The 25853-nt window shown below is 69.9% G+C and carries 22 protein-coding genes and 2 pseudogenes; 16 read left to right on the top strand and 8 right to left on the bottom strand.

Annotated elements, in window-relative coordinates:
• Positions 1 to 104 precede the first annotated feature (104 nt).
• Positions 105 to 1667 (top strand): FAD-binding oxidoreductase, encoded by a 1563-nt coding sequence (locus tag AB0D29_RS10905; RefSeq protein WP_362853258.1) that lies wholly within the window; start codon positions 105 to 107, stop codon positions 1665 to 1667.
• Between the two features lie 12 nt (positions 1668 to 1679).
• A complete protein-coding gene (locus tag AB0D29_RS10900) occupies positions 1680 to 2993 on the top strand; it encodes a trypsin-like peptidase domain-containing protein (protein WP_362853257.1) in 1314 nt (437 codons plus the stop codon).
• Here the strand turns inward: AB0D29_RS10900 and AB0D29_RS10895 are convergent.
• Complete coding sequence (locus AB0D29_RS10895; protein ID WP_362853256.1) at positions 2947 to 3339, bottom strand: hypothetical protein; 393 nt, start codon at positions 3337 to 3339, stop codon at positions 2947 to 2949. The two genes, AB0D29_RS10900 and AB0D29_RS10895, sit on opposite strands and share 47 nt — an antisense overlap.
• 167 nt (positions 3340 to 3506) lie before the next feature.
• Between AB0D29_RS10895 and AB0D29_RS10890 the strand changes: the two genes are divergently transcribed.
• From AB0D29_RS10890 to AB0D29_RS10855, 8 genes are all read left to right on the top strand, one after another.
• Entirely contained in the window at positions 3507 to 4211 is a 705-nt protein-coding gene (locus tag AB0D29_RS10890; protein WP_362853255.1) for an N-acetylmuramoyl-L-alanine amidase, read from the top strand.
• A gap of 66 nt (positions 4212 to 4277) precedes the next feature.
• Entirely contained in the window at positions 4278 to 5009 is a 732-nt protein-coding gene (locus tag AB0D29_RS10885) for an alpha/beta hydrolase (RefSeq protein ID WP_362853253.1), read from the top strand.
• 153 nt (positions 5010 to 5162) lie between these two features.
• Complete coding sequence (locus AB0D29_RS10880; protein ID WP_362853252.1) at positions 5163 to 6614, top strand: NAD(P)/FAD-dependent oxidoreductase; 1452 nt, start codon at positions 5163 to 5165, stop codon at positions 6612 to 6614.
• 159 nt (positions 6615 to 6773) lie between these two features.
• Positions 6774 to 8588 carry a glycoside hydrolase family 15 protein gene (locus AB0D29_RS10875; protein ID WP_362853250.1) on the top strand — a complete coding sequence of 605 codons (1815 nt, stop codon included), beginning with the start codon at positions 6774 to 6776 and terminating at the stop codon, positions 8586 to 8588.
• Between the two features lie 362 nt (positions 8589 to 8950).
• Positions 8951 to 10861, top strand: a complete 1911-nt coding sequence (locus AB0D29_RS10870) for a SpoIIE family protein phosphatase (protein WP_362853248.1) — start codon at positions 8951 to 8953, stop codon at positions 10859 to 10861.
• Positions 10800 to 11231 (top strand): ATP-binding protein, encoded by a 432-nt coding sequence (locus AB0D29_RS10865; RefSeq protein ID WP_362853247.1) that lies wholly within the window; start codon positions 10800 to 10802, stop codon positions 11229 to 11231. The genes AB0D29_RS10870 and AB0D29_RS10865 overlap by 62 nt, the downstream gene beginning before the upstream one ends.
• Before the next feature lie 220 nt (positions 11232 to 11451).
• Positions 11452 to 11883 carry a VOC family protein gene (locus AB0D29_RS10860; RefSeq protein ID WP_362853245.1) on the top strand — a complete coding sequence of 144 codons (432 nt, stop codon included), beginning with the start codon at positions 11452 to 11454 and terminating at the stop codon, positions 11881 to 11883.
• Positions 11884 to 12009: 126 nt separating this feature from the next.
• The gene (locus AB0D29_RS10855; protein WP_362853243.1) at positions 12010 to 12495 is read left to right on the top strand and encodes a hypothetical protein; all 486 of its coding nucleotides are present in this window, start codon (positions 12010 to 12012) and stop codon (positions 12493 to 12495) included.
• A gap of 10 nt (positions 12496 to 12505) precedes the next feature.
• Here the strand turns inward: AB0D29_RS10855 and AB0D29_RS10850 are convergent, their stop codons facing one another.
• On the bottom strand, positions 12506 to 13063 hold the full coding sequence (locus AB0D29_RS10850; protein ID WP_362853241.1) for a TetR/AcrR family transcriptional regulator: 558 nt from the start codon (positions 13061 to 13063) through the stop codon (positions 12506 to 12508).
• 110 nt (positions 13064 to 13173) lie between these two features.
• Here AB0D29_RS10850 and AB0D29_RS10845 point away from each other — a divergent pair, with 110 nt between their 5' ends.
• Entirely contained in the window at positions 13174 to 14184 is a 1011-nt protein-coding gene (locus AB0D29_RS10845; protein WP_362853239.1) for an NADP-dependent oxidoreductase, read from the top strand.
• A gap of 24 nt (positions 14185 to 14208) precedes the next feature.
• Here the strand turns inward: AB0D29_RS10845 and AB0D29_RS10840 are convergent, their stop codons facing one another.
• Positions 14209 to 15156, bottom strand: coding sequence for an AEC family transporter (locus tag AB0D29_RS10840; RefSeq protein ID WP_362853237.1), 948 nt, complete (start codon positions 15154 to 15156; stop codon positions 14209 to 14211).
• Positions 15157 to 15239: 83 nt separating this feature from the next.
• On the opposite strand from AB0D29_RS10840, the gene AB0D29_RS10835 reads away from it, so the two are divergent.
• The 3 genes from AB0D29_RS10835 (at position 15240) to AB0D29_RS10825 (ending at position 18133) form a co-directional block, all read left to right on the top strand.
• Complete coding sequence (locus tag AB0D29_RS10835; protein ID WP_362853235.1) at positions 15240 to 16598, top strand: sensor histidine kinase; 1359 nt, start codon at positions 15240 to 15242, stop codon at positions 16596 to 16598.
• On the top strand, positions 16595 to 17275 hold the full coding sequence (locus AB0D29_RS10830) for a response regulator transcription factor (protein WP_327411849.1): 681 nt from the start codon (positions 16595 to 16597) through the stop codon (positions 17273 to 17275). The genes AB0D29_RS10835 and AB0D29_RS10830 overlap by 4 nt, the downstream gene beginning before the upstream one ends.
• A 132-nt stretch (positions 17276 to 17407) precedes the next feature.
• Positions 17408 to 18133 carry a hypothetical protein gene (locus AB0D29_RS10825; RefSeq protein WP_362853233.1) on the top strand — a complete coding sequence of 242 codons (726 nt, stop codon included), beginning with the start codon at positions 17408 to 17410 and terminating at the stop codon, positions 18131 to 18133.
• 37 nt (positions 18134 to 18170) lie between these two features.
• Here AB0D29_RS10825 and AB0D29_RS10820 read toward each other — a convergent pair whose 3' ends face one another.
• The 4 genes and pseudogenes from AB0D29_RS10820 to fusA form a co-directional block, all read right to left on the bottom strand.
• Positions 18171 to 18686 (bottom strand): hypothetical protein, encoded by a 516-nt coding sequence (locus AB0D29_RS10820; RefSeq protein WP_362853232.1) that lies wholly within the window; start codon positions 18684 to 18686, stop codon positions 18171 to 18173.
• An 81-nt stretch (positions 18687 to 18767) separates the two neighbouring features.
• The gene (locus tag AB0D29_RS10815) at positions 18768 to 20126 is read right to left on the bottom strand and encodes a serine-threonine protein kinase (RefSeq protein ID WP_362853230.1); all 1359 of its coding nucleotides are present in this window, start codon (positions 20124 to 20126) and stop codon (positions 18768 to 18770) included.
• A 21-nt stretch (positions 20127 to 20147) separates the two neighbouring features.
• Positions 20148 to 21221 (bottom strand): annotated as a pseudogene (locus tag AB0D29_RS10810) (S8 family peptidase); the annotation flags it as partial.
• A gap of 459 nt (positions 21222 to 21680) precedes the next feature.
• Positions 21681 to 22547 (bottom strand): annotated as a pseudogene (gene fusA, locus AB0D29_RS10805) (elongation factor G); the annotation flags it as partial.
• A 535-nt stretch (positions 22548 to 23082) separates the two neighbouring features.
• Here fusA and AB0D29_RS10800 point away from each other — a divergent pair.
• Entirely contained in the window at positions 23083 to 24126 is a 1044-nt protein-coding gene (locus AB0D29_RS10800) for an alpha/beta hydrolase (RefSeq protein ID WP_362853228.1), read from the top strand.
• Complete coding sequence (locus AB0D29_RS10795; protein ID WP_362853226.1) at positions 24123 to 25358, top strand: acyltransferase; 1236 nt, start codon at positions 24123 to 24125, stop codon at positions 25356 to 25358. Before AB0D29_RS10800 ends, AB0D29_RS10795 begins: the two co-directional genes overlap by 4 nt.
• Before the next feature lie 69 nt (positions 25359 to 25427).
• On the opposite strand, the gene AB0D29_RS10790 is transcribed toward AB0D29_RS10795, so the two are convergent.
• Entirely contained in the window at positions 25428 to 25850 is a 423-nt protein-coding gene (locus AB0D29_RS10790; RefSeq protein ID WP_362853225.1) for a DUF350 domain-containing protein, read from the bottom strand.
• Positions 25851 to 25853 lie beyond the last annotated feature (3 nt).

Below are 25853 nucleotides of genomic sequence, written 5' to 3'. Positions count from 1 at the left end.
TACGACAAGCCGAACCGTTTCGGCCATGAGCCGTTCGGGGGGCTGCCCGGTGTGTGTGGGCCCGCCTTCACGGCGATCGGGGCGGGCGGTGGCAGGAAGGAGGTATGAGCCTCCATCGCCGCCAAGTCCTCGGCAGCGCCGCCGCGGCGGCGGTCCTCGCCACCGTCGGCGCGGCCGCCCGGAGCCCGGACTACGGGGCGCTGGCCCGCGGGATCGACGGGCGGGTGGTGCTCCCCGGCGACCGCGACTACGCGGAGGCCCGCCTGCTGTTCCAGCCACGCTACGACGCGGTCGCGCCCGCCGCGGTGGCCTACCCCGCGCACGCCGCGGACGTGGCCGTCTGCCTGGACTTCGCGCGCCGCTCCGGCGCGGCCGTCGTCCCGCGCGGCGGCGGGCACGGCTACGCCGGCTGGTCGACCCGCGCCGGGGCGCTGGTCGTCGACACCGGGGCCATGGCGGGAGTGGCGGTCGAGGGGGACGGCGCACGGATCGGGGCGGGGGCCCGGCTCGGGGACGTGCACGCCGCCCTCGCCGGGCGGGGCCTGGCCGTCCCGACCGGACTGTGCCCCTCCGTCGGGATCGCCGGGCTCACCCTCGGCGGCGGTCTGGGGCTGGCCTCGCGGGCGTACGGGGCCACCGCGGACCGGCTCACGGGGGCCCGGGTGGTCACCCCCGACGGACGCGTGCGCGAGGTCGGCGCCGACCGCGATCCGGAGCTCTTCTGGGCCCTGCGCGGCGGCGGGGGCGGCAACTTCGGCGTCGTCACCGAGTTCCGTTTCCGTACGCACCCGGCTCCCCGGGACTGCGCCTTCGCCGAACTCCACTGGCCCGGCGGCGACTCCGCGGACGTGCTGCGCGGCTGGCAGCGCTGGCTGGCCGGGCTGCCGGACCCGTTCTGGAGCCAGGTGGAGTTCACGATCGAAGCCGGTGCCGGTGCCGGTGCCGGTGCCGGTCCTGGTGCCGGTTCCGGAGATCCGGCGCCGCCGGCGGTCCGGGTGGTGTGCCTCGACGGACGCGGGGAGCTGGAACGGCAGTTGACCCGGCTGTCGGACCTGGTCGGCGGCCCCCCGCAGGACGACTGGATCGTCGTACGCAGTCACGCGGACACCCTGCGGGCCATGTCGGGCTGTCTGGACCTGACCGCGGCGCAGTGCCGGCTGCCGGGCACCCTGCCCGGCCGGGACCCGCAGGGTCGGCTGGAGCGGCACTCGTACGCCGCCCGCTCCGACTTCTGGGCGGGCGCCGGGCTGCCCGACGCGGCGATCGGCACGGTCCTGGACGCGGTACGCCGCTACGGGTCCGAGGCCGGCCTGCCCCGGGGCGGCCTGGCGGTGGTGCAGTTCGACGGGGTCTGCGGCGGCGCGCTGAACCGGGTCGCGGTCGCGGACACGGCCTTCGCGCACCGCGACAGTGCCTTCCTCGGCCAGTACCTCGTCCACTGGCCCGAGTCCGCGCCGGCGGCCGAGGTGGCCCGGCACGAGGCCTGGCTCGACGGGCTCTGGCAGGACCTGCGGCCCTGGGCGAGCGGCCGCGCCTACCAGAACTACACCGACCCGAAGCTCACCGGCTGGCGCGAGGCCTACTACGGCCCGAACCTCGCCCGCTTGCAGGAGGTCCGGCGTGCCTACGACCCGGACCGGCTCTTCCGTTTCCCCCAAGCCGTTTAGGGAGTGTCCGGAATGCGACGTATGGTGATGGTGGCCGCGCTGGCGGCCGCCCTGCTGGTGCCCGGAGGTCCGCTGCCCGTGGCCGAGGCCGGGAGCACCGCCGCGGCGAGCGCGGGCCGTTGGTCCGCCCGCGAGGCCGAGTCCTTCTGGACGGCCGAGCGGATGGCCGCCGCCGCCCCGCTGCCCCCCGTGACCCCGGAGCCGCCCGAACCCCCGGCGCCCGAGCCGCCGTTGGAACCCATCGCGCCGCTGGATCCGGTGGAAACGCCGGAGCCGACGCCTGCCGGAACGCCGACACCGACCCCGACGCCGACACCGACGCCGGCACCGACGTTGGCTCCCCTCCCGGCGCCGATCGCGATCCCGGACACGACCCCGGCGCCGGACACGACCCCGGGCCCGACCGAGCCTTCCGTGACTCCGTCCGCCTCCCCATCGCCCCTCGTCCCCGCCCCCGCGACTCCCACACCGACGCCCACTCCGACGCCGACGCTGCTGCCCGTTCCGAAACCGACGCCGAAGCCGACTCCCAAGCCGACTCCCAAGCCGTCGCTGCTTCCCGCCCCCGCGCGTCCCGTCGTCCCCCGGGTGCCTGCCACCGACCCCGGCATCGGGCAGAACTTCGACGGCATCCCGGTCGTCGGCCGGATGTTCCTCGTCAAGAACGGCGGGTCCTACTTCTGCACCGCGAGCGTGGTCGCCTCCCCCGGCCGCAACCTCGTGCTCAGCGCGGCGCACTGCCTGCTCGGCTCGGACACCCAGCAGGTGGCCTTCGTACCGCGCTACACCCGCGCGAAGCCGCAGCCGTACGGCATGTTCCCCGTCCTGCGGGACGCGGCCGGGCGCTCCAGGATCTGGATCGACCCGCGCTACCGCTCCCAGGGCCCCGACCGCGCCGCCGCCCTCGACGTGGCCTTCGCCCAGGTGGGCCCGGACGCGCGCGGCTTCCCGGTGCAGGACGTGGTCGGCGGGAACCGGCTGGTCACCGGCGCCGGTTACGCGCACGCCAAGGTCTCGCTGATCGGGTACCCGGCCTCCGCCGCCCGCCCGCGCCTGTGCGTGAACCGGACGACGAAGTTCACCAGCAAGGACGCGCGGATCCCCGGATCGTTCCTGCGCATCGACTGCACCGGCTACCCCGGCGGTACCAGCGGCGGCCCGTTCCTGCTCCGCTACAACGGGCAGACGGGGACCGGCGACGTGGTGGGGGTCATCGGCGGCTGGAAGACGGGCGGGGACACCGCCGACACCTCGTACAGCTCCTACTTCGGCACGGACATCAGGAAGTTGTACGAGAAGGCGGTTGCCGGGGCGAAGGTGCGGTGAGCACCCGCACCCAGCGGGTCCGGCGCGGGTTCCCGACCGTACGCGGGGCCGCCGGGAGCCCGTCGCCGGCGGCCACCTCGGCGGTGGCGAGGCCGAGCCGGCGACGGAGGTCGGCGAGGGCGGCGTGGACGGGCGCGAGGACCACCTCGGCGCCGGGGTCGATGGACGCGAGGGCGTGGGCGGTGGTCTCGATCGCCTCGGCCGCGTCCTCGGCCGCGGTCCGGCTCCACCCTCCGGGCGCTCCGATGCCCCAGGGCGCGATGGTGTCGTAGAGGTGGCAGGCGGCATCGGCCACGGCGTCGGCCCGTTCCCCGACGCCCGGCGCCGCGATGGTCGGCAGTTCCATACCGGGTCAACGAGCCGGTGCCGCCCGGAGGTACGACCGGATCCCGCTGGCGGGTACGACCCAGGGGTTGTCACGAAACGGTCATCACTCGGTCCCATTGTGATGAAAAACGGAGGCAAGCATGCCGATGTAGAACGTCTATGCCCGCCCAGTCCGTACGGAGCCGCGTGTCCCACCGGAAACCGAAGCCGCGGCTGATGTCGCGCCGCACCGCCCTGGCATGCACCGGGGGCGGACTCGCCGCCACCGTCATCGCGGGCACCGCCGCCTTCAGCGGCACGGGCCCGCGCCCCGCCCGGGGCGAGGGCCTGCCCGAGCAGGAGCAGGGGGAGGGCCGTGCGGGACCGCCGGCCGAGAAGGCTCCCGTGCCGGGGCAGGCGTGGATGCCGGATGCCACCAGCAAGCCATTGACGGTGAACTTCACGCCGGGCGGGCTCACGGAGATGCGCGGTCTGATCCTGCACGTGCAGGAGGGCGAGAACTCGCTCCACGAGCATTTCAGCGATCCCGCGGTCAAGTCCTCCTCGCACTTCTGGGTGTCACAGTCCGGCGAGATCGAGCAGTACGTCTCCGCACACGACCGGGCGTGGGCGCAGGGCACCGGGAACCCGCTGTGGCTCTCGGTGGAGACCTCGGGGTTCGCGCGCCGGCCGCTCACCGCGCACCAGGTGGAGGCCGTCGCCCGGATCTACGTCTGGGGCATGGCGCAGCACGGGTGGCGCCTCGAACGAGCCTCGACGCCGCTCGGCCGGGGGTTCGGCATCCACAGCATGGGAGGCCGGGACTGGGGCGGCCACTCCTGCCCCGGCCCCCTCCGCGCGGCCCAGACGGTGGAAGTGCTCTCCTCCGTCATCCGAATGCTCCCCCGCTAGGGCGCCCCTTTCGGATCTTGGCCGCCGGTAGAGTCGGTCCGAAGAGGGCGGATCTGGGGGGAACTCATGACGGCTGCGGATGCACCGCCGATCATCTTCGTACACGGGACACGGCTCAGCGCGGGCCAATGGAGCCCACAACTCGCAGCGCTCCGGGAGGACTTTCGGGTAGCCGCCGTTGACCTGCCGGGCCACGGCGCGCGCTCTGCCCAACCCTGGAGTCTGGACGCGGCCACGGAGATCATCGCTGCCGCGGTGGACTCGCTCGACCGCGGACCAGCCCTGGTCGTCGGGCACTCCCTTGGCGGTTACGCCTCGCTGGAGTTCGCGCGACGCTGCCCGGAGCTGCTGCGGGGGCTGGTTCTTGCGGGGGCCAGCGCCTCGACGCGCGGCCCGTGGGCAACACCGTACCGGTGGGTCGCCGGGCTCGTCCCTCGCCTGCCCGCGGACCGGTTGACCCGCTGGAACGACAGGATGTTCCGTCGGCTCTACCCTCCCGAGGTGGTGGACGCCACCATCGGCGCAGGCTATGCCTTCCACACCCTGCCGGCCGCCTGGGGCGAGGTACTGGGCCGCTTCGACGCGGATGCGATGCGTCATGTGGCGGCTCCCGTGCTCATCCTGAACGGCGAGAAGGACACCGTCTTCCGGTCCGGCGAGAGGGACTTCGTCCGCGCCCATCCGCGCGCACGCATCGAACTGATCCCGCGGGCGAGACACCTCGCGAACTTCGACGACCCGGAGGCCTTCACCGACGCCGTCCGCCGCTTCGCCCTGCACATGCCTGCTCACGGCTGAGCACGCCGGAGCAGGGGTCCACCGGGCCTGCCCTTGGGTGGAGGACTACCCTCGAAGGGAGGTGGAGCCGCAACTGCGGGAGTCACCGGATCCCGTCGTTACGCGCCAGAGCCCGACCGTCTGAACCCGGACCGAGACAGATCGGGAGCAGCGATGAGTGACGCAGCGACGACGGGAGCGGCCCACATCCACGACGTGGTCGTCATTGGCGCCGGCCCGGTCGGCGAGAACGTCGCCGACCGCACCCGTGCCGCCGGGCTGAGCACCGTGGTGGTGGAGAGCGAACTCGTCGGCGGCGAGTGCTCGTACTGGGCCTGTGAGCCCAGTAAGGCCCTCCTCAGACCTGTACTGGCCCGTGCCGACGCTCGGGGAGTCCCAGGTCTGCGCGAGGCGGTGGCCGGACCGCTGGACGTGGAGGCCGTACTCGCACACCGCGACGCGATGTCCTCGCACTGGGAGGACTCCGGCCAGGTCGCATGGCTCGAGTCGGTCTCCGTTGATCTGATCCGCGGTCACGGCAGGCTGGTCGGCCCCAAGCAGGTGACCGTGACGACCTCTGAGGGCGACACTGCCCAGTTGACCGCGCGTCACGCCGTCGTGATTGCCACGGGCACGGCCGCGGCGTTGCCCGACCTGCCCGGCCTCGCCGCCACCCGGCACTGGACCAGCCGCGAGGCGACCAGCGCCACCCGCGCACCCGGCCGGCTCGCGATCGTGGGCGGCGGCGTGGTCGCCGTGGAGATGGCCACTGCCTGGCAGGCCCTCGGCTCCCAGGTCACCCTCCTCGTCCGTGACGAGGGACTGCTCCGCCGGATGGAGCCCTTCGCCGGGGAACTGGTCGCCGACGCCCTGCGCGAGGCGGGCGCCGCCGTACGCTTCGGCGTGTCCGTCACCGGCATGAAGCGGTCCGGCGACGACGGCGAGGCGACGCTCTTCCTCGACGACGGCGGCGAACTGGTCGCGGACGAAGTGCTGTTCGCCATCGGCCGGACCCCGCGGACAGCCGACATCGGCCTGGAGAGCATCGGCCTGGTCCCGGGCCAGTGGCTGCCCGTCGACGACTCCGGCCGGGTCACGGCCGTGCCAGGAGGCTGGCTCTACGCGGTCGGCGACGTCAACCGCCGGGCGCTGCTGACCCACCAGGGCAAGTACCAGGGCCGGATGGCCGGAGCCGCGATCGGAGCCCGAGCCGCGGGCGAACCGACCGACGAGGGTCGCTGGGGCCGCCACGTCGCCACCGCCGACACCTCGGCGGTGCCGCAGGTGGTCTTCACCGACCCGGAAGTCGCCTCCGTCGGTCTGACCACCATGGAGGCGCAACGGTCCGGACGGCGCATCGACGTGGTCGACTACGACCTGGCCCACCTGGCGGGCGCCCACCAGTACACCGAGGGTTACCGCGGCACGGCGCGCATGCTGGTTGACGCCGACCGCGGCACGGTGGTCGGCGTGACCTTCGTCGGACCCGGCGTTGCAGAGCTGCTCCACTCCGCCACCGTTGCGGTGGTCGGGGAAGTACCCGTCGAAAGGCTGTGGCACGCCGTTCCGGCCTTCCCCACGATCAGCGAAGTCTGGCTCCGGCTCCTGGAGACCTACCGCGGCTGAACAGTCACACGGCGCGGCCCGGATGTCTCCGGGTGAGCGCCGGGATGTGCGCGCCCATCCCGGCTGTAGGAAGATGTGACGCAGGCGTACTGCTGCACCCGCAGGGGCCGGGTCCCGTCCCACGGCGCTGCGACTCCCGCAACCGCGGAGGTGCCCGAGATGAACGACCGGCCCATCGCGGACTACGCCCTGCTCTCCGACTGCCACACTGCGGCACTGGTCAGCCGTCATGGATCGGTCGACTGGCTGTGCATGCCGCACTTCGACTCCCGGTCCCTCTTCGGCCGGATCCTCGGCCCGCAGGCCGGCCACTGGCTCATCCGGCCGGCCGGTCCCTCCACGCAGAGCAGGCGCTACCTCGAGCGCACGATGGTCCTCGAGACGACGTTCCGTACTCCCGCCGGGACGGTCACCGTGACCGACGCTCTCGCCTCCGGACCCAGCGAAACAGGACACGACCTGGGCCGGCACGCACCCCACCTCCTCCTCCGAGTGGCGCACTGCACCGACGGCCAGGTCACACTTGAGATGGAATTCGCCCCGCGACCGGAGTACGGGCTGATCAGCCCCCGCCTGATACCGGTTGAAGGAGGGCTGCTCTGTCACGGCGGCCCCGACACCCTCGGACTGTGCTCCCCGTATCCGCTGGAGATCACGGGCCTGGCCCGTTGCGCCCCGGAGCTGCACGCGGGCCAGTACGCGGCCTTCGCCCTCCAGCACGTCCCTGCCGGCGGGGACCCCACCATGTGGTCCCAGCAGGAGGTCCGCGCCCACCTGCGGGACACCGTCGCCGCCTGGCGCGCCTGGTCGGGGCAACACCAGACGTACGAGGGACCGTGGGCGGACCTGGTCGACCACAGCGGTCGCGTCCTGCAGTCACTCACCTTCCAGCCGACCGGCGCCATCGTGGCCGCGCCGACGACCTCCCTGCCCGAGGAGATCGGAGGCGTCCGCAACTGGGACTACCGCTACGCCTGGGTACGCGATGCCTCATTCACCCTGGACGCCTTGTGGGTTGCCGCCTGCCCCCATGAGGCAGAGCAGTTCTTCCGCTGGATGGCGCAGGCCGCCGCCGGCGCCCCGGACCTCCAGGACGACCTCCAGATCATGTTCGGTATCCGCGGCGAACGCGACCTTAGCGAACGCGAACTGCCCCACCTGCCCGGATGGCGCGACAGCCGTCCCGTGCGGACGGGCAACAGCGCCTGGGCCCAGCGCCAACTCGACGTCTACGGCGAACTGCTCGCAGCCTTCCACAAGTTGCGCCACCACCTGCACGACGCCGACGAACACACCAGGGCCTTCCTCACCGGACTCGCCGACACGGCCGCAGTCCGCTGGCGCGAGAAGGACCAGGGCATCTGGGAGGTGCGCAGCGAACCACAGCACTTCCTGTACTCCAAGCTCATGTGCTGGGTCGCCCTGGACCGCGCCCTGGACCTGGCCGAGGAGTTGGGTGCACAGGAGCGGACCCCCCTCTGGCAGCAGGCCAGGAACGAGATCCGCGTGGCCATAGAAGATGACGGATGGAGCGATTCCGCGGGCGCGTACACGCAGGCGTTCGGCTCGGACACCCTCGACGCGTCGGCCCTCATGATGGCGATCGTCGGTTTCGAAGCCGCCGACACCCCCCGGATGCGATCCACCATCGACGCGGTCAGGTCCCGCCTCACCGGTCCGGACGGGATGGTCTATCGCTACCTCGCGGCCGACGACGGCTTGGCCGGAGGCGAAGGGACCTTCCTGCTGTGCACGTGCTGGCTGGCCCAGGCCCTCGCGTTGGCAGGCGACACCGAAGGAGCCCGCACCGTCTTCGAACGAGTGGCGGGCTGCATGAACGACGTGGGGCTTCTGGCCGAAGAAGTCGAACCGGCGACAGGCGAACTCCTCGGCAACTTTCCCCAGGCCTTCAGCCACATCGGCCTCGTCAACGCGGCCTGGGCCATCCACCAGGCGGAGTCCCGGGCCAAGTGACCGACAGGCCCCCTCCCACCCGTGGCGCTGCCGTCCCAACGCCCGGGTCGAGCCCACGCCCCGCTCTTCGGATGCGAGGCCCAACCGTCCGTGACACCGTGGAGGAGCGGGGCGGTTCGTGGTTGAAATCGTCAGCCTGCCTGACCGTTGGAGGTCGCGAGGGCTGTTGCGATGGCCGCTGCGCCCGGCCCATCTGACCGGCCCGGCGGTCTGGTCCTTCGAGCCCGGCGGCCACTGCCGCTGGTGCCACGTCGAGGGAGCCCTGCCCTGAATGCCGTACGCGGCCTCTCCTCCTACGGTGGCAAAGGGCCCATGTGCACGCGGTGGGCGCCTTTCAAGGGAAGTGACGTCGAATGCCCGGCATGGACATGTTGGCCCTGATCGATGAGAGGGGCCTGGTGGTCGAATGGGGGCATGCAGCTGAGGAGCTCTTCGGATGGTCCGCAGAGGATGCTGTCGGCCAGTCTGTGGCCGTCCTCGTCCGTGAGATCGCCGCTGCCGGCGAATGCCGCCGCGCCGGAGTCTCGGACGGGGCTTCGGTGCTGGTCAAGCCGGTACGGAGAGGGGGATCCGTTCTCTGGGAGGTGTCCGAGGAGGGGAACGCCCTGTCCCGGGACGGAACGATCCTGAAGGCCTTGTTCACACGGTTCCCGGTGAGACTGAGCGTTCTCGACGCCCAGCTGCGCGTGGTCCGCGGGAGGACGGACACCAGCACGCCCGGTGACGCGCGAGCGGGGCATCTGTCGGACAGGCACTTCACCGAGGTGTACGACCTCGGGGACCCCGAGGGAGAAGCCGCCGTTGCGCGCGGGGTGCTGGAATCCGGGGAGCCGGTGGTGAACCGGCTCGTCCGGGGCGGCGAGGCACCGGGCTCGCCCGGGCGCCGCATCCATTCCGTCTCGTACTTCCGCTTGGAGAACTCCCGAGGAGACGTGCTCGGCCTGGTGACATCCGAGGCAGATGTCACCGAGAGGGAGACGACACGGAACCGCCTGGCCCTCCTGGATGCGATCCGCACCCGGGTGGTGCCCCGCCTGACGGTGGATACCGTCTGCCGAGATGTCGTAGAGGCCACAGTGCCCGCTTTTGCGAGCGCTGCCGTCGTCGATGTGGCCGAAGCCATTGTCCGCGGAGAGCAACCACCGCTGGTCTCCGCCGACCAGGACATTCCCCTGCGCCAAGCGGCCTTCCAGGGCCCGATCTCACCTCACCCGGTGGGAAAGGTGCGGCCCCTGCCGGCGGGCACCCCCTTCTCAGGCGTTCTGGCCGACCTCCGGCCGCGCGTCATCCAGATCGAGGAGGACAGCGCGTGGCTGGCCGCAGACCCGGCCAGAGCCGCTCTCATCAAGCGATCCGGTGCACATTCCCTGATCGTTGCGCCGCTCGCGTTGCACGGTCGGGCACTGGGCGTGGTCAGCTTCTACCGCCACCGGCCACAAGAGCGCTTCGAAGAGGACGACGCCGAGATCGCGTCCGCCATCTGCGCGCACGCTGCCCTCTGCATCGACAACGCCAGCCGCTACATGCGCGAATGGGTTGTCGCGCTGACCGTCCAGCGCAGGCTGCTCCCTGAACACCCAGCCACGCAGAACACCGTGGACATATCTCACCTTCACCTTCCCGACCCGGAAGGCGGTGGAGCCTGGTTCGATGTGATCGATCTGCCTGGCGCACGGACCGCGCTGATCGTCGGCGAGGTGACAGGGCAAGGCATCGTCACTGCCATCACGACGGGCCTGTTGCGGACGGCCATCCACACACTTGCCGCCCTCGATCTGCAGCCCGACGAGCTGCTCGCCCGCCTGAGCGATACCACAGTCCGGCTGGCCACCGCCTACGCCGCCAGACCTCCCGAAGATCCTCGCCACGGTCAGTCACTCACCGTCGGCTGCACCATCGCGGTCTACGATCCGGTCGATCTCACGGTCACCATCGCGCGCGCCGGACTGCCGGAGCCTGTCGCTGTCCTCCCCGACGGCACCTCGGCCGACCTGTCCGTCGCCGGCGGTCCCCTGCTCGCCGAAACCGGAGACGCCCCGTTCCCCGCGACGACCGTCAACCTGCCCGAGGGAAGCATCCTGGCGCTGGGCACGGCCGCGCTCGCGGACGAGGTCCTGGCATCCTCCGGCCCGCTGCGCCCGCTCCTCAACAGCGCCGGCAGGAGGCCGCAGCGCGACGTGCTCGCCGACATCACAGCGGCGTTCACAGGGGGTGAGGCACAGCTCCTCCGCCCGTACGAAGTCACTGCCCCCGGAGCGGATTCTGACCTGTGACCTCCCTGCAGAACCCGAGGCCGCACCCATCGCCCGCTCGGCGGTCCGTCGTCAACTGGACGTCTGGGGCGTGGACGAAGAGACGGCGTACACCACCCAACTCATCGTCAGTGAGCTCGTCGGCAATGCCGTCCGCTACGGCTCTCCTCCTCTACGACTACGCCTGATCCACGAGCGGATGCTGACCTGTGAGGTCAGCGACTCCGCGACCAGTTCTCCGCACGTGAAACACGCCCGCACCGTCGATGAGACAGGCAGAGGGCTCTTCATCATCGCCAGCCTCGCGGAGCAATGGGGCACCCGCTACCAGGAGCAGGGAAAGAGCGTCTGGGCAGAGCTGCCGACTGAAGGGCCGGCGAGATCCTCATGACGGGAGCGATCAAGCTGGTTGGCAAGCAGTCAACGGTCCACGAGCGTAGGCTGGAGATCACGTTCCGCGAGCACGACGCCGAGGCGCGCGCGCCACCGAGCCGCGGGAACGGGCCCCGAGAGGCACGATCATCAACCTGCGCATCCCCTGGTGACGATGGCATTCCGCCAGTCGCAGGCTTTCAGAGGCCATGAATCCAAACGCATGGGAGGCAATTACCATGGATATGAAACTTGAGGTCGTAGTGATTCCGGTGGCTGACGTCGATCGCGCCCTGCGCTTCTACCAGGGCTTGGGGTGGAGGATCGATGCGGACTTCGAGACGGGCCCGGAATTCCGAATCGTGCAGCTGACACCTCCGGGCTCGGCATGCTCAATCCATATCGGTCGCGGAGTCACCCCCGCGGCAGCAGGCTCCGTCCAGGGGACGTACCTCGTCGTCGAAGACCTCGAAAAGGCCCGTACCGAGCTGATCAGCCAGGGTGCGGAGGTTAGCGGGATCTTCCACCGCGTCTACGACAGCGGCACCCAAGAACAGGTGGACGGCCCGGCTCCAAATGGTGCCAGCTACGGCTCTTACGCGACGTTCAGCGACCCGGACGGAAATGGGTGGCTGCTTCAAGAGGTCCGGGAGCGACTGCCTGGACGGTGACGGCCGCGCGGGACCGCGAAGAGTACGCGACGGCGGCCACCAGCGCCCGACCTCCTGCCACTGGTCCCGCCCGTCGTCCACCGACTCTGGATTCATTACTCAGCAGGGGGACCGAGAGGACCGCCCATGACCAGCGTTATACGGCCGATTCTGCACGGCGCCGCTGCGGGACTCGCCGGTACGACCGCACTCAATATGGCAGGTTATGTCGATATCGTGCTTCGAGGCCGGCCAATCAGCGATACGCCTGAGATCACAGTGCGCAGCCTTGCCGCGAAGCTCCATGTTCGCATTCCCGGGGACGATCAGATCCGGGAGAACCGCATCGCGGGCCTTGGCCCCCTGACCGGATACACCGTTGGGATGGGCATGGGGGTGGCGCTGTCATTGGCACAGGCGGCCGGCTGGCTTCCGACGAAAGCTTCCCGCTATGCGGTTGCCTCGCTCTTTGCGCTAACTGTCACAAATGTGCCGATTTTCCTTTTGGGAATCTCGGATCCACGGACCTGGACACCCTCGGACTGGGTCTCGGACATCATCCCGCATGGTCTGTTCGCGGTAGTCACGGTCCGCGTCATTGAAAAGCTGGAAGAATCGGACCCCCGGAGCTGAGGGCCCGATTTCAGCCATGGGCCGTGCCGGTCAGGATCGCGCCTGCGACAAGGCCGAAGAGGTGATCGGCGCGCGGAGCGAGCGAGGGTTGATCCCCGAGCCAAGCGAGCGCGGCCACCAGCGCGAACAAATCGGCGCCATCGATGTCGGTCCGCGCCACGCCTGCCTCCTGGGCGCGGGCGAGCAGCTGCGCACCGGCGGCGCGCAAAATGACGCACGAAGCGTGCAGTGCGGACTCGGTGTCCTCGATGGCGGCCGCCATCAGCGTGACCGCACCCCGATACTCCGTCGTCCACGCAACGACATCGCGCAGCCACGAAGCGAGAGCATCCCCGGGCGAGCCGGACGTCCCGAGGGTGTCCGCCTTGGCGGTCAGCGCGTCGAAGCTCGTGCGGAGCAGGGCATCGAGCAGCGCCTCGCGCGTCGGGAAGTGGCGCAGCAGCGTCGCGAGGCCGACATCGGCCCTGCGCGCGATGTCGCGCATGGACACGTCGACACCCTGCTCGGTGATGGCGGTGCCCGCTGCTGCGAGCAGGTGGTCGCGGTTCTTCCTGGCGTCGGCGCGCATCTGCCCCTCTTGACTAAACGGATCAGTGGTCCATATATTCGGATCAGTGGTCCGTTTATATGGATCGCTGATCCGGTAAGCCTATCCCGCAGCGCGGGCTGGAGGAAACGATGTCGACACGCACCATGAGGGTGATCAGGCTCCATGAGCACGGCGGCCCTGAAGTTCTGCGATACGAAGAGGTGCCCATCCCCGAGGTGGGTCCGGGTGAGGTGCTGGTTCGCGTGCACGCCGTCGGCGTCAACCCCCCGGACTGGTACCTGCGGGACGGGATGTCCAACCTGCCCCCCGAGGTGCGGCCCAAGTTCAGCTTGCCCGTGATTCCGGGGACGGACCTGTCAGGCGTCGTCGAGGCCGTCGCAGGGGATGTGGACGGCTTCTCCGTTGGTGATGAAGTCTTCGGTCTCCTTCGTTTCCCCGGCTTCGAGGGCAGCACATATGCCGAGTACGTGGCCGCGCCGGCTTCGGACCTCGCACTCAAGCCGACGAACATCGATCACGTGCACGCTGCCGGGGCACCGATGGCCGGGCTTACCGCGTGGCAGTTCCTGATCGAGCTCGGACACGATCACCCCTCACCCTTCCAGGCGGCGCAGCATCGCCCGGTGCCACTCGACACCGACAAAACGGTGCTCATCAACGGCGCTGCGGGCGGCGTGGGTCACTTCGCCCTGCAGCTGGCCAAGTGGAAGGGGACTCGTGTCATCGCGGTGGCGTCGGGCAAACACGATGCGTTCCTGCGTGAGCTCGGCGCCGACGAGGTCATCGACTACACCAAGAACCGTCCCGAGGAACTCGTGCACGACGTCGACCTCGTTCTCGACGCCGTCGGTGGCCCCAACAGCAAGCGCTTCCTGCGCACGCTCAAGCGCGGAGGCTCCCAGTTCCCCGTGTTCTTCGGTGAATTCGACGAAGAGGAGACCGCGAGGCTGGGCGTCACGGTCACGGGCACCCAGGTCCGCTCGGACGCCGCCCAGCTTGCCGAACTGGGGCGCCTGCTCGACACGGGCACGGTCCGCGTCGCGATCGACAGCACGTTCACGCTCGCGGAAGCCCGAGCCGCGCACGAACGCGCCGCCCAAGGGCACATCCAAGGCAAGATCGTGCTCACGGTCACTTAGGAACGGTCAGCCACAAGGAGGCGTTCAGGCGGCGACGGTCTGCAGCCACAAGGGCAGCAGGAGGAGCGACACGAGCGAACTCTTGATCACCAGCGACGCGGAGAGGTCGACGCCCACGTCGTAGCGCTGGGCGAAGATGAACAGGTTCTGCGGGGTCGGCATCGCCGCGATCAGCACGAGGTACGCCAGCCACTCGCCCCGGACGCCGAAGAGCATCCCGCACACCGCCCACGTCAGGAGCGGGAACGCCAGGCACTTGAAGCCCACGAGGGCCAGCTCCTCGCGCGTGGTGCCCCGCAGGTCCAGGCCGAGGCCGCCGAGGTGGAGGCCGAGGGCGAACAGGGCGACCGGCGAGGCGCTGTCGCCGACGAAGGCGGCGCCGTCCAGGACCACGCCCGGCATCTTCACGGAGAGCAGGTTGAGCAGGATCCCCGCGTTGCAGGCGAGGACCACCGGGGTGGTGAGCGAGGCGCCGACGGCGCGGGCGGGGCGCCGCACCGGGCCCCCCGCGGCCGGGCCCGCACGGCCCAGTTCCATGAGGGCGATGACGACCAGGGACAGCACGCAGACCTGGAACAGCAGGATCGGGAAGATCGGGGCCGCCGTCCCGAACACGGTGATGAAGACGGGGACGGCGAAGTAGGCCGTGTTGACCTGGACCCCGGCCATCACGCGCAGCGCCACGACCCGGGGCTCCCGGATGCCGTGGAGGACCGCCGCCACGGCGACGACCGCGACCGCGAGGGCCGCCGACCCGGCGTAGCCGCCTATCGCCCGCCAGTTGAAGAGGGCCCCGAGGTCACTGGCGTAGATGTTGCCGAAGAGGTAGCAGGGGACGGCGAAGAGGAAGGCGTAGTCCGAGAAGACCTTCGAGGCCTCGGCCGGGACGATCTTGCGGCGCGCGAGCAGCACCCCGCCGCCGAAGGCCAGCAGCACCGGCACCAGCTTCTCCAGCGCGGCTGCCCCGCCCATGTTCTCTTCCCCCATGATCGCCCGGCGAGCAGCCTACTCTTACCCCCGGTTCGGGGTCCGGGCGGGCATAGGCTGGCCCGATCATGAGCGACAGATCCCGCACCTGGCGGGGCGGCCGGAACCGCGACCGCACCCGCGCCCCCTCGACCGGCACCCCCGGTGCCCGCGTGCCCGGCGCGCTCGGCCAGCTCGCCGTGCTGCTGCGCACGCCCGCCCGGCCGGCCCAGCCCCTGCTGGGGCAGGCGGCCAAGCGCTGGCAGCGGATGCTGCCGTACGTCGTCGTCGGCATCTTCGTGGTGACGCTGCTGCCGGTGACCATCGCCGTGCTGACCAACGACTACGGGCTGGACGGCGGCTGGGCGGGTGCGCTCGGGGTGGCGCAGACCGTGCCGCTGCTGCTCGCGGTGGTCCGGCCGCTGCCCGCCTGGGGCATCGTCCTGGCGGCGGACTTCGCGGGCGCGGTCCTGCTGATCGGTGCCGACAAGGTGGCCGGGCACTCCTGGCCGTGGCCGCCGATGACCATCGTCGGCTACCTGCTGCTGATGGCCTGTCTGGGGCTGCGCGAATCCATCCGGACCCTGGTCGGGGTGTGGCTGGTGACCGGCGTGCTCGGTGCGGCGCTGGGCTTCTCCCCGCCGGCGGGCGTGATGAACTCCGCCGCCCTGCTGTTCGTACTGAGCGGGGTCGTGCTGGTGCTGACGGGTGCGCTGCGCGGTCTGGGCGACGCGCAGCAGCGGATCGCCGAGCAGGAGAGCATCAGCGAGGCGGAACGGGCCCGGCGGACCCTGCTGGAGGAACGGGCTCGGATCGCGCGCGAGTTGCACGACGTGGTGGCGCACCACATGTCGGTGATCACCGTCCAGGCGGATTCGGCGCCGTACCGGCTGCCGGGCATGTCCGAGCCGGTCCAGGAGGAGTTCGCGGCGATCGCGGCCGCCGCCCGGGAGTCGCTGGGCGAGATGCGGCGGCTGCTGACCGTACTGCGCGGTGACGGGGCGAACGGCGGCGCGGAGGGGGAACGGGCCCCGCAGCCGGGGATCGACCGGCTGCAGCAGCTCGTGGAGGCGACCGTACGGGCCGGGCAGCCGGTGGAGCTGTCGCTGGCGGCGGGGGCGGCCGGGGCGGCCCCGCCGGCGGTGGACCTGTCGGCGTACCGGATCGTGCAGGAGGCCCTGGCCAATGTGGTGCGGCACGCGCCGGGCGCGCGCACCCGGGTCTCGGTGACGGTCGACGAGGACGACGTGCTGGTGCTCGTGGTCAACGGGCCGGCCAGGGACGCCGTGGTGGAACTGGAGAGTTCGGGCACGGGACACGGTCTGGTGGGGATGCGGGAACGCGTACGGTTGACCGGCGGGACGCTGGACACCGGTCCGCTGCCCGACGGCGGCTTCCGGGTCGCCGCCCGCCTGCCCCTGAACGACCCGACCGAGGACGCGAGTTGACCATCCGTGTGATCATCGTCGACGACCAGGCCATGGTGCGGGCGGGGTTCGCCGCGCTGCTGTCGGCGCAGGCCGACATCGACGTGGTGGGCGAGGCGCCCGACGGGCGGCAGGGCGTGCAGGTGTCCCGCTCCACGCACCCCGACGTGGTGCTGATGGACGTGCGGATGCCGGAGATGGACGGGCTCACGGCGGCCCGGGAGATCCTCGATCCCCCGCCCGGGGTCGTGCACCGGCCGAAGGTGCTGATGCTGACCACCTTCGACATCGACGACTACGTGTACGAGGCGCTGCGCGCCGGCGCCTCCGGCTTCCTGCTGAAGGACGCCCCGCCGGCCGATCTGATCGCGGCGGTACGGGTCGTCGCCTCGGGCGAGGCACTGCTGGCGCCCTCGGTGACCCGGCGGCTCATCGCGGACTTCGTCCAGCAGCGGCCGGCGCCGCGCAAGGACCCGGCACTGCGGCTGAACGGCCTCACCCCGCGGGAGACCGAGGTGCTGGAACTCATCGCGCGCGGACTGTCGAACCAGGAGATCGCGGGTCATCTGGTGCTGGCGGAGCAGACGGTGAAGACCCACATCGGACGGGTGCTGGCCAAACTCGACCTGCGGGACCGGGCCCAGGCCGTGATCTTCGCCTATGAGGCAGGCCTGGTCCGGCCGGGCGACTCCGCCTGACCTGACTCACCGGACTACGGACCCTTACCCCGATCAGGTGCTGCCGGGTCGCCGTGGGTGAGGTCGCCGCTCGCATCGGTCGCTCAGGTGGCAACGTACCGATCCGGCGTACGACCGGGGCAGGGGACGGGGATGACCATGGCAGACGATGCGCCACCGCCGATGCGGGTTCCAGGCGTTCCGGACTCCGAGATCACCGGCAAACGTCTTGACGAGGTGGCGAAGGTTCTCGCGGGCGCATTCGTTGCCGTTACTGGCGTGATGGCGGGGCTCGGCCTCACGAGCGAAAGGGTGTTCATCGCACTCAACAACAGCTCGAATTCACTCTGGATTTCCGTCGCGCTAGCCTTTGCGGCTTTCACGTGCAGCATTGTTGCGCTCTTCATCCCGCGCGATGCTTCCGGGAACGCACGGGAAACCGGTGTACTGATCCTGGGCGGGGCTGCGTTCATTGCGGCACTGGCTGTAGGCGTCAGCGGAGCTGCCGACTCCGCAAATGGCAACGGCAGGGCCACCATCACCAACGTGAAGATCGAGGGCAAGCGGCCCGAACTGCAGTTGAGTTTCGATGTGCACGCGGACGGAGTCCAGAAGGATAGCCACCTCACCGCCTTCGTTCACCCCTCGAACCTGGAGGGATCGAAGATCAGCTCGTTTCAGATGCGCGATGCTTTCTTGGTGGGAACCCTCAGGCCGGACGACAAAGCGATCGTCGACCACAAGGTCGCCATGCCGTTCGCCCCGGGTGAGTTCACTCACCTCACCATCTTCATTGCCACCAGCGAGGATAAAACGAGAGCCAGCTGTGAGGTGGATTCAGACAAAGGGCCCGCATGCGCCATTCTACGAATCCCTTAGCCGTTCAATCACCGTGACGCAGCCTGGCCATTTCGTTTCACGCCCACTCGCAGAGACCGAAGACGGCAGCCTGCGCGGCGGCTTCCCCGGAGTCTTCCGCGTTCGACATGTTCGTGGCCAGGTCAGCCACCCGGTTCTTCAGCGTCGCGTTGCCGCCGTAGTTGTCCAGGAGGGATTCGGCCTGGTCCAGGAGCTCATCCTGCTCGTAGATCTCAACCCAGTCCTTGAGCTCACAAGCGCGCTTGACCACCGTCCGGGGCTCATCGTCCGTCAGCTCTGCCACCGGCTGCGCGGTGAGCTCCGCCATGCTCGCCCGGGTGCGATTCGTGAAATCGTCGACCTCTGGCGGGATGACGATGACGGTCTCCGGAAGTCTCAGATACCTGGCTCCGTCGACCGGTTCGATCCTGTGGACAGCAGAGCCGAAGGTCCTTGCCGCGTCATCCGCTACCGATACGGCAGAGGAAGGCGGGCACCGCGCCGCCGTGGCCGCCACGGTCACCATGAGCAGGATCGGACCGACCACACGCCGGATCCTGATGGGAGGGGTCATGCAGACCATCTCCTCAAGAAATTCCGCATCAGCGGTACCGAGTGAGTTCGGCGTTGGTTCTGGCAGGACTGCCGTCTCCGCTCAGGCGAATCGCCCGGCCGCCAGTACGACGGAGGCGAGTTCGGGGTGGCAGATGTCGCTGTGTGCCCCACTCGGAGGCCCTCCACGGAAGACTACGGACGCGGCGTCCACGCTGCCGTAGCCCTTCTGCGGAAACTCGAACCCGTCCGCCCCGGCGACCTCTTCGATCGGCGTGGTCAGCACGCCATCGATCCCTTGGATACCGTCATGGCCCAGCGCGCCCCATCGAGATACGAGCTCCGCTCCCGAAGCGTCGTCGCCCTGGAGCCGGGAGGCGATCGGGTAGAAGGTTCCCACCGCGTGGTCGTGCTCCGAGAAGCACGCGACGATGGGGCCGGAGACCTTGTCCTGGGCACTGCTCAGCGCACCGCTGCTTTCCGGGGCGTGCGGCAGAGTGTCGGCGAACGCGAAGTGCGAGAACGCCGCCTGCAAGAGCGTCACTGATTTCACGCAGGAATCGCTGTCAGGCAGGTCCTTGAGCGCGAACGACACGAGCCGGCCGCCGAAGCTGTGTCCCACCAGGTGAACACGCAAGTCGGCGAAGTCGCTCTGGATCTGGCCGAGTACCGGACCCAAGCCCAGACGGCCGACCAGGCCGGAACGTCGCTTCATCTGGTAGTAGGTGGTCTGGCGCAACATCTCGCGGGCGCCGTTCCACAGTCCGCGCACCCCATCGAAGGCAGCTCCGTCGTCGTCGGCGGCGGGGAACCGCACACCCGCGCTTGTCAGAACGGGAATGAAGCTGCCGAAAACACGAGCCGGCTCATCCATGAGCATCTCGAGCTGCTGGCCGGCCTCCTCCCCGGTGTCCATGCCTTCCGATCCGTCTGCGGTCAGCGATTTCGCCAGCGTGAAGAACTCAGCGAGGCTGGCGTTCTCCGCTGGCCGCTCCTGGAGGAGCCCGGCCAGCTTCTCGATCGTGTGCGTGTGGTCGGGGAAGGCCATGGCGAGTGCTTCCTGCGTTTCCTGCCCGAGAGTCTGCGGCAGTACGCGCCCTGCACCCACCGCTCCGAAGGAGGCGGCGCCGTCCTCGTCGGGTGGAGCTGCTCCGTCGTTCCCCGCGGCGAAGTCGGGGATGGGCTCATCCGTCCAGCGCATCGACGGCCAGACGACGCCCGCGTAACCGACCTTGGCCCTGGAGCCGAGTCCGTCCAGCAGTGAGGGAAAGGGCGCGAAGAAGCGGTCATAGAGGTTGGTGGCGATGCTCGGGCTGTTGTTCCAGCCGTGCGAGAAGATCACGAGATCCGTGATGCCTTCATGTTGAATTCCCTTCAGCAAGGCATCTCGTTGAACGATTTCGGGGTCGCCTTCACTGTCGAAAGTGAACTCCCAACGGGGGGTTGCGGTGGTGCCGGGCATGCCGGCCTCCTTCCCGGCTGGTCAGATGGACTGCAAGGCGCGCATGAGATCGAGCAGCCCTGCTCCTTCGAAGTATCGAGATCGCCCCAGTGGCGTCGCGGATTCCATGAAGATCTTCTTCACTCGGTCAGGATCTCCGATGAACTCGCGCTGCGATGAGAGGAATGCGGCGACGGCTCCGGAAACATGCGGGGCCGCCATGCTCGTCCCGGTCTTCTCGGAATAGGCATGGCAGCAGTCGGGCAGGCCTGGGGGACGGATTCTTCCGGCCGCGCACGACACGATGCGTTCACCCGGAGCCACCAGATCGGGCTTGAAGCGGCCATCTCCGGTCGGCCCCTTGGAGGAAAAGTAGGAGACACCGAAACTGTGCGGACGGTTTCGATGCGTCGAGCCGACCGTAATGGCGCGTTCGGTATTGCCGGGATCGTTGATGGTCGACTGGAGGACCGTGTACGTTGCGCTCACGTCGGTGCCGGCGGGTGTCAGGATTCCGTAGCCGGTGTTGCCTGCTGCGACGACGACGACCACGCCCGAGCGTACGAGCGTGTCCACTGCTTGGCAGACCGGGCTGTAGCCGGCCCCGTACCACCTTGCCGGGAAGTCGTGTCCGATGCTGATGTTCACACCGTGGATCCGGAACACGGACCCTGTGCCATTCGCATCCCGCACCCATTTCAGGGCCTCCAGCAGCCGCCCTACACGGGCCTCGTCGCCCGCCCCGGATTCGATCACCTTGAGGCTGACGAGTTTGGCCGCAGGCGCCATCCCTCTGAGAGTGGAGGAGTCGATGCTGGCCTGTTCGACCAGCTTGACGCCCTCTCCGGTGGCGTTGGTGGTCTCTCGGAACAAGTGCAGGGGATGTCCCTCCGCATCCACGAAGGCAGCCGGCAGGCCGCCTGCGATGATGCCCGCCACGTGCGTTCCATGGCCCTTCTCATCCGTCAGGGGACTTGATCCGCCGGTGAAGTCGTGATGCAGATCTTCGATCTTGCCACCCTGGGCATCCTCACCGCAGAGGGTCGCTCCATGGAGGCCTGGGTGGGCATGAAAGTGTGCGTGCGCTTCCGAGATTCCAGAGTCGATCACCGCCCAGACGATCTTCTCGCCGCAACTGTCGAAGGTGCGTCGCGCCGTGTCCACCTTGACGGTGTGGGCCGACTCGTTGATCAGCGGGTGCACGGGAAAGTCCGGCCACACTCTGTACAGCGCGGAGTCCGGTCCGGTGTCCGAACTCTGGTCATCCGTCACGAGTTCTTTGAGTCTGTTGAAGGACAGCTCACCGGTGGCGAAGTCTTCGCTGACACGTTTGAGGGCGCCCCCACCCATCTGCTGCCAGACAACTTGAAGCCGACCCCAAGCACCGTTGGTGCCTCCTGATTCAAATCCCCGGTTGAGCTCCAACAACAGTGGAATCGGGGCTTCGGGATCCGGCTCGCGGGCCATACGCAGTCGCGTTTCCTCTTCGAGCAGCGGCAGGGCGATGACACCGGAGTGAAGCAGCGGTTCCCGGGGGGAGGCAGACAGCGGACTCGGATCGGCGACGACTTTCCCCTCCTCTACGGCCTTGAGGATGATCGCCTCGGCGATGCTCCTGGGAACCTCGGCGTAGGAGTCGAACTGCATCGAGTAGCTGGCGCGACCCGAGGTCTTGCTGCGGAGGTCTCCGACGTAGCCGAACATCTCCGAAAGGGGCACGAGGCCCTTCACGACGCGAGCACCGTGACGCTCCTCCACGGCCTGGATCCGGCCACGGCGGGAGTTGATGTCACCGATGACGTCACCCATGTAGTCCTCGGGCGTGGTGACCTCTACGGCCATCATCGGCTCGAGGAGCACGGGAGAAGCCTTGCGCGCGGCCTCCTTGAAGGCCTGCGAGCCGGCGATCTTGAACGCGAGCTCGGAGGAGTCGACCTCGTGGTAGCCACCGTCGAGAAGCGTGACGCGAACGCCCGTCATCTCGTAGCCCGCCAGGATGCCGGACTTCATGACGTCGCGTACACCCGCATCCACCGCTCCCACGTATTCCTGCGGAATGCGGTCATCGGTGACCGCGTTCACGAACTCGTACGGGACGCTGCCGCCCTCGATCGGCTCGATCGCGATCTGCACCTTGGCGAACTGACCCGTACCACCGGTCTGCTTCTCGTGGGTGTAGTCGTGACGCTCGACGGCTTTGCGGATCGTCTCGCGGTACGCGACCTGCGGCTTTCCGACGTTGGCCTCGACCTTGAACTCGCGCTTCATGCGGTCGACCAGCACCTCGAGGTGCAGCTCGCCCATACCGCCGAGGATGGTCTGGCCCGTCTCCTCGTCCGAGTGAACGTGGAAGGAGGGGTCCTCCTCCGCGAGACGCCGGATGGCAACATCCAGCTTCTCCTGGTCACCTGTGGACCTGGGCTCGATGACGAGTTCGAGAACCACGGGTGGGCTGTCTGTACGCCTCATGGCGCCCTCGACGTCTAGGAAGAGCCGCAAACGGATGGCCGTATTGCCGAAGGGCGCAGCCGCCCTGTTCCGTTCCGTATCCATCTTCGCCCCCGGGCACGAGCTCCGCATTCCGAATCGCCTGCGACGCCGGCAGTCCACGATGCGAGGACTGCCGACGTCGCGGGCGAGGGGTCAGACCCGTTCCCGCAGTCGGACGGCTTCTTCCTTCCGCGCGTCCGGCCGCTCCATCGATTCGATCGGCTCGGCGGGTGCCACCCTGTCGGCGATCACTCGGTGCGGTCGCGTGACCTTGGGACCCCAGAACTCTCTCGTGGGGCGGCCGAGTCGGTGCGGCCTCCGCGCTGATCCCGGCCATCACCGCGAACTTACCTGAGCACAGCAAGCGCACGTCACGTCTCCTCCACCCCCTACCGGGGTATGACATCCGACTTGGCACCACGGTCCGACGTACGCGCCGACACCTCCTTCCTACCTTCCTCCTCGTCACGAGGAGAGGAGAAGGGGCATGCGCCGCTTCGGAAGGACGCTGGTCACGGCCGCACTGGCGGTGGCCGTCGTCGGGGGGACCGCCGGATGGGCCTCGGGCGAGAGCCAGGAGGCGGTCACCGGGCCGCCGCCGGGCACCGCCGGATGGCGGGCCGATACGGCGTCCGGCCGGGCGCTGCCCGATCCGGCTACCGCGACACCGCGCGAGGTGGCCCGGTTCTTCGCCGGGCTCGACGAGGCGGCGCGCCGGGAACTCCTGCGTGACCATCCGCTGGTGGTCGGCAATCTGGAGGGGGCGCCGCTCCCCCTGCGGTACGAGGCCAACCGGATCGCGATCGCCGCCACCGGCGAGAACCGGTACGCCTCCCTCGCCGCGCCGGACCGGCGGATCCTGGCCTTCGAACCGCGCGGCCGGGGTCAGGTCGCCGAGGTGTTCGGGGACCTGGAGCACGCCGAGCACGTCGCGGTGATCGTGCCGGGGTCGGACAACGACGCCACCACGCACGACGCGCGGCGCACCCCGAACACCGGCCCGGCCGGGATGGCACGGGCGCTGCGCGAGGCTGCCGGGGGATCCACGGCCGTCGTCGCGTGGACCGGGTACACCACCCCGGTCGGTGTCGGCCTGGACGCGGCCGACGGCCGGCTGGCCAGCGCCGGGGCGGCCCGCCTGGCCCGTTTCACCGCCGGGCTCGACGCGGTCGGCGCCCCCGACCCGGTGCTGTTCTGCCACAGCTACGGCTCGGTGGTCTGCGGGCTGGCGGCCCGTCACACGGACGCCTCCGACCTCGTGGCCTTCGGCTCCCCCGGGATGCGCGCCGACACCGCGGCCGGGCTGCGCACCGGCGCCCGCGTCTGGGCGGCCCGGGGGCCCTCCGACTGGATCGCGGACGTCCCGAACGTCCGGTTCGCCGGGATCGGCCACGGAGCCGACCCCACCTCCGCGGCCTTCGGCGCCCGCCGGGTGCCCGCCGCCGACGTCCAGGGCCACACCGGCTACTTCATGCCCGGCACCCAGTCCCTGGCGGCCTTCGCCACGATCGCGAAGGGAGAGGCCCGATGAGCGCCTCCGCCGCCCTGGCCCCGCTGAGGAAGGCCGCCGAGCGGATCGACCGGCAGACCCCCGCCCACCGGGACCGGGCGGTGGACGGGCTGCGCGCCCTGGCGCTCCTCGCCGTGCCGACCGGCCACTGGCTGCTCGGCGGCTTCACCCTCGACTCCGACGGCGGACTGCACAACGCCAGCCCGCTGTCGGCCTTCGGCGCTCTGGCGCCGGCCAGTTGGGTGCTCCAGATGCTCGGCATCTTCTTCCTCGTCGGCGGCTACGCCTCGGCGCTCTCCTACCGGCGCCGCCCCGGTTCGGCGGGCGCGTGGCTGAAGGGCAGGATCGTCCGGCTGGGCCGGCCGGTGCTCGGGGTCACCGCGGTGTGGGCGCTGGCCGCGCCGGTGCTGTACGCGGCCGGGGTGCCGGAGGCCTCGCTGCGCACCGGGGCGACGCTGGTGATCCAGCCGCTCTGGTTCGTCGGGGTGTACGTGGTGGTCACCGCGCTGACCCCGTACTGCGTGCGGGCGGCGGGCCGCCTCGGCGGCTGGGCCGCGGCCCCGCTGCTCGGTTCGGTGGCCGTGGTGGACTTCCTGCGCTACGGGCCGCTCGCCGATTCCGTACCGTCCTGGCTGTCCCTGGTGAACGTCCTGCCGGGCTGGCTGTTCGCGTACCAGCTGGGCGTCTCGTGGGGCGAGCGGCGGATCGGGCGGCGCGGGGCCTGGCTGCTGCTGGCCGGCGGGACGCTGCTGTTCGCGGCGCTGCTGGCGGTCTTCCACTATCCGGCGTCGATGGTCGGCGTACCGGGTGCCGCGCGGACCAACTCGCATCCGCCGTCGCTGCTGGTACTGGCCCTGGCGTCGGCCCAGTCGGGTGCGGCGATCCTGTTGCGCGAGCGGCTGGCGAGGCTGCTGGCCCGGCCGGTCCTGTGGGCTCCGGTGGTCGTGATCAACCTGTGCGCGATGACGATCCTGTGCTGGCACCAGACGGCCATGCTGGCCGCGGCCGTACCCGGTTCGTTCGTGGGCGGGGGCGGGCTGGCCGGGCTGACGGCGGCCCCGGACAGCCTGGGCTGGATCGCGGCCCGGGTGGCGTGGATGCCGGTGTTCGCGGCGCTGCTGGTGGGGATCGCCCGGTACGCGCGCCGGTTCGAGCATCCGCCGGAGGGAGTGCGTGGGGGCCGGGCGCTGCGCCGGACCGTGGCGGGGCTACTGGCGGCGGGGTTCGCGGTGTTCGCGCTGGGGCTCGCATGACTCCCGCATACGACAAGAGCGCCGCTCCTTTCGGGGAGCGGCGCTCTCGTCACGTACGGGTGCTCCGCGTCATGCGATCGAGGCGGCGACGATCGCGGCCACGGCCAGGTTGCAGGCCGCCGAGACCCAGACCGCCGGGTGGGGGTCCGGGTCGACGACGATGGCGCCGAGCTTGCCCGGGGTCACCAGGTCGAGCACCAGGAACGCGACCGCCATCAGCAGCAGGCCGAGCACGCCGAACGCCGCGGTCGAGGCCAGGCCCTTGCCGAAGTCCTGGTACGTCGTCCAGATCGAGGTGAAGACGATGCCGCCGATCCCGAGGAGCGCGGAGCTGAGGAAGAGGGCCGCGTTGCGGTTGCGCTCCTCCCAGATCTGCTTCGGAAGCTTCCCGGGCGTCAGCACGTCCACGAGGACGATGCCGAGGATCAGCAGGACCAGGCCGAGGGCGCCGTAGGCGCTGGTGCGGCCAAGTCCGTTGATGATGTCGCTCATTGA

The sequence above is a fragment of the Streptomyces sp. NPDC048424 genome, assembly GCF_040651555.1.
GTDB lineage: Bacteria > Actinomycetota > Actinomycetes > Streptomycetales > Streptomycetaceae > Streptomyces.
This window is presented reverse-complemented; position numbering and strand designations above follow the sequence as displayed.

What these genes read in the sequence shown, in the direction of transcription:
- AB0D29_RS10825 (WP_362853233.1), top strand. Translation starts at nt 17,408, where the DNA reads ATGACCATGGCAGACGATGCGCCACCGCCGATGCGGGTTCCAGGCGTT.
- AB0D29_RS10790 (WP_362853225.1), bottom strand. Translation starts at nt 25,850, where the DNA reads ATGAGCGACATCATCAACGGACTTGGCCGCACCAGCGCCTACGGCGCC.
- AB0D29_RS10895 (WP_362853256.1), bottom strand. Translation starts at nt 3,339, where the DNA reads ATGGAACTGCCGACCATCGCGGCGCCGGGCGTCGGGGAACGGGCCGAC.
- AB0D29_RS10815 (WP_362853230.1), bottom strand. Translation starts at nt 20,126, where the DNA reads ATGCCCGGCACCACCGCAACCCCCCGTTGGGAGTTCACTTTCGACAGT.
- AB0D29_RS10835 (WP_362853235.1), top strand. Translation starts at nt 15,240, where the DNA reads ATGAGCGACAGATCCCGCACCTGGCGGGGCGGCCGGAACCGCGACCGC.
- AB0D29_RS10900 (WP_362853257.1), top strand. Translation starts at nt 1,680, where the DNA reads ATGCGACGTATGGTGATGGTGGCCGCGCTGGCGGCCGCCCTGCTGGTG.
- AB0D29_RS10845 (WP_362853239.1), top strand. Translation starts at nt 13,174, where the DNA reads ATGTCGACACGCACCATGAGGGTGATCAGGCTCCATGAGCACGGCGGC.
- AB0D29_RS10870 (WP_362853248.1), top strand. Translation starts at nt 8,951, where the DNA reads ATGGACATGTTGGCCCTGATCGATGAGAGGGGCCTGGTGGTCGAATGG.
- AB0D29_RS10905 (WP_362853258.1), top strand. Translation starts at nt 105, where the DNA reads ATGAGCCTCCATCGCCGCCAAGTCCTCGGCAGCGCCGCCGCGGCGGCG.
- AB0D29_RS10820 (WP_362853232.1), bottom strand. Translation starts at nt 18,686, where the DNA reads ATGACCCCTCCCATCAGGATCCGGCGTGTGGTCGGTCCGATCCTGCTC.
- AB0D29_RS10795 (WP_362853226.1), top strand. Translation starts at nt 24,123, where the DNA reads ATGAGCGCCTCCGCCGCCCTGGCCCCGCTGAGGAAGGCCGCCGAGCGG.
- AB0D29_RS10885 (WP_362853253.1), top strand. Translation starts at nt 4,278, where the DNA reads ATGACGGCTGCGGATGCACCGCCGATCATCTTCGTACACGGGACACGG.
- AB0D29_RS10860 (WP_362853245.1), top strand. Translation starts at nt 11,452, where the DNA reads ATGGATATGAAACTTGAGGTCGTAGTGATTCCGGTGGCTGACGTCGAT.
- AB0D29_RS10880 (WP_362853252.1), top strand. Translation starts at nt 5,163, where the DNA reads ATGAGTGACGCAGCGACGACGGGAGCGGCCCACATCCACGACGTGGTC.
- AB0D29_RS10840 (WP_362853237.1), bottom strand. Translation starts at nt 15,156, where the DNA reads ATGGGCGGGGCAGCCGCGCTGGAGAAGCTGGTGCCGGTGCTGCTGGCC.
- AB0D29_RS10855 (WP_362853243.1), top strand. Translation starts at nt 12,010, where the DNA reads ATGACCAGCGTTATACGGCCGATTCTGCACGGCGCCGCTGCGGGACTC.
- AB0D29_RS10875 (WP_362853250.1), top strand. Translation starts at nt 6,774, where the DNA reads ATGAACGACCGGCCCATCGCGGACTACGCCCTGCTCTCCGACTGCCAC.
- AB0D29_RS10850 (WP_362853241.1), bottom strand. Translation starts at nt 13,063, where the DNA reads ATGCGCGCCGACGCCAGGAAGAACCGCGACCACCTGCTCGCAGCAGCG.
- AB0D29_RS10800 (WP_362853228.1), top strand. Translation starts at nt 23,083, where the DNA reads ATGCGCCGCTTCGGAAGGACGCTGGTCACGGCCGCACTGGCGGTGGCC.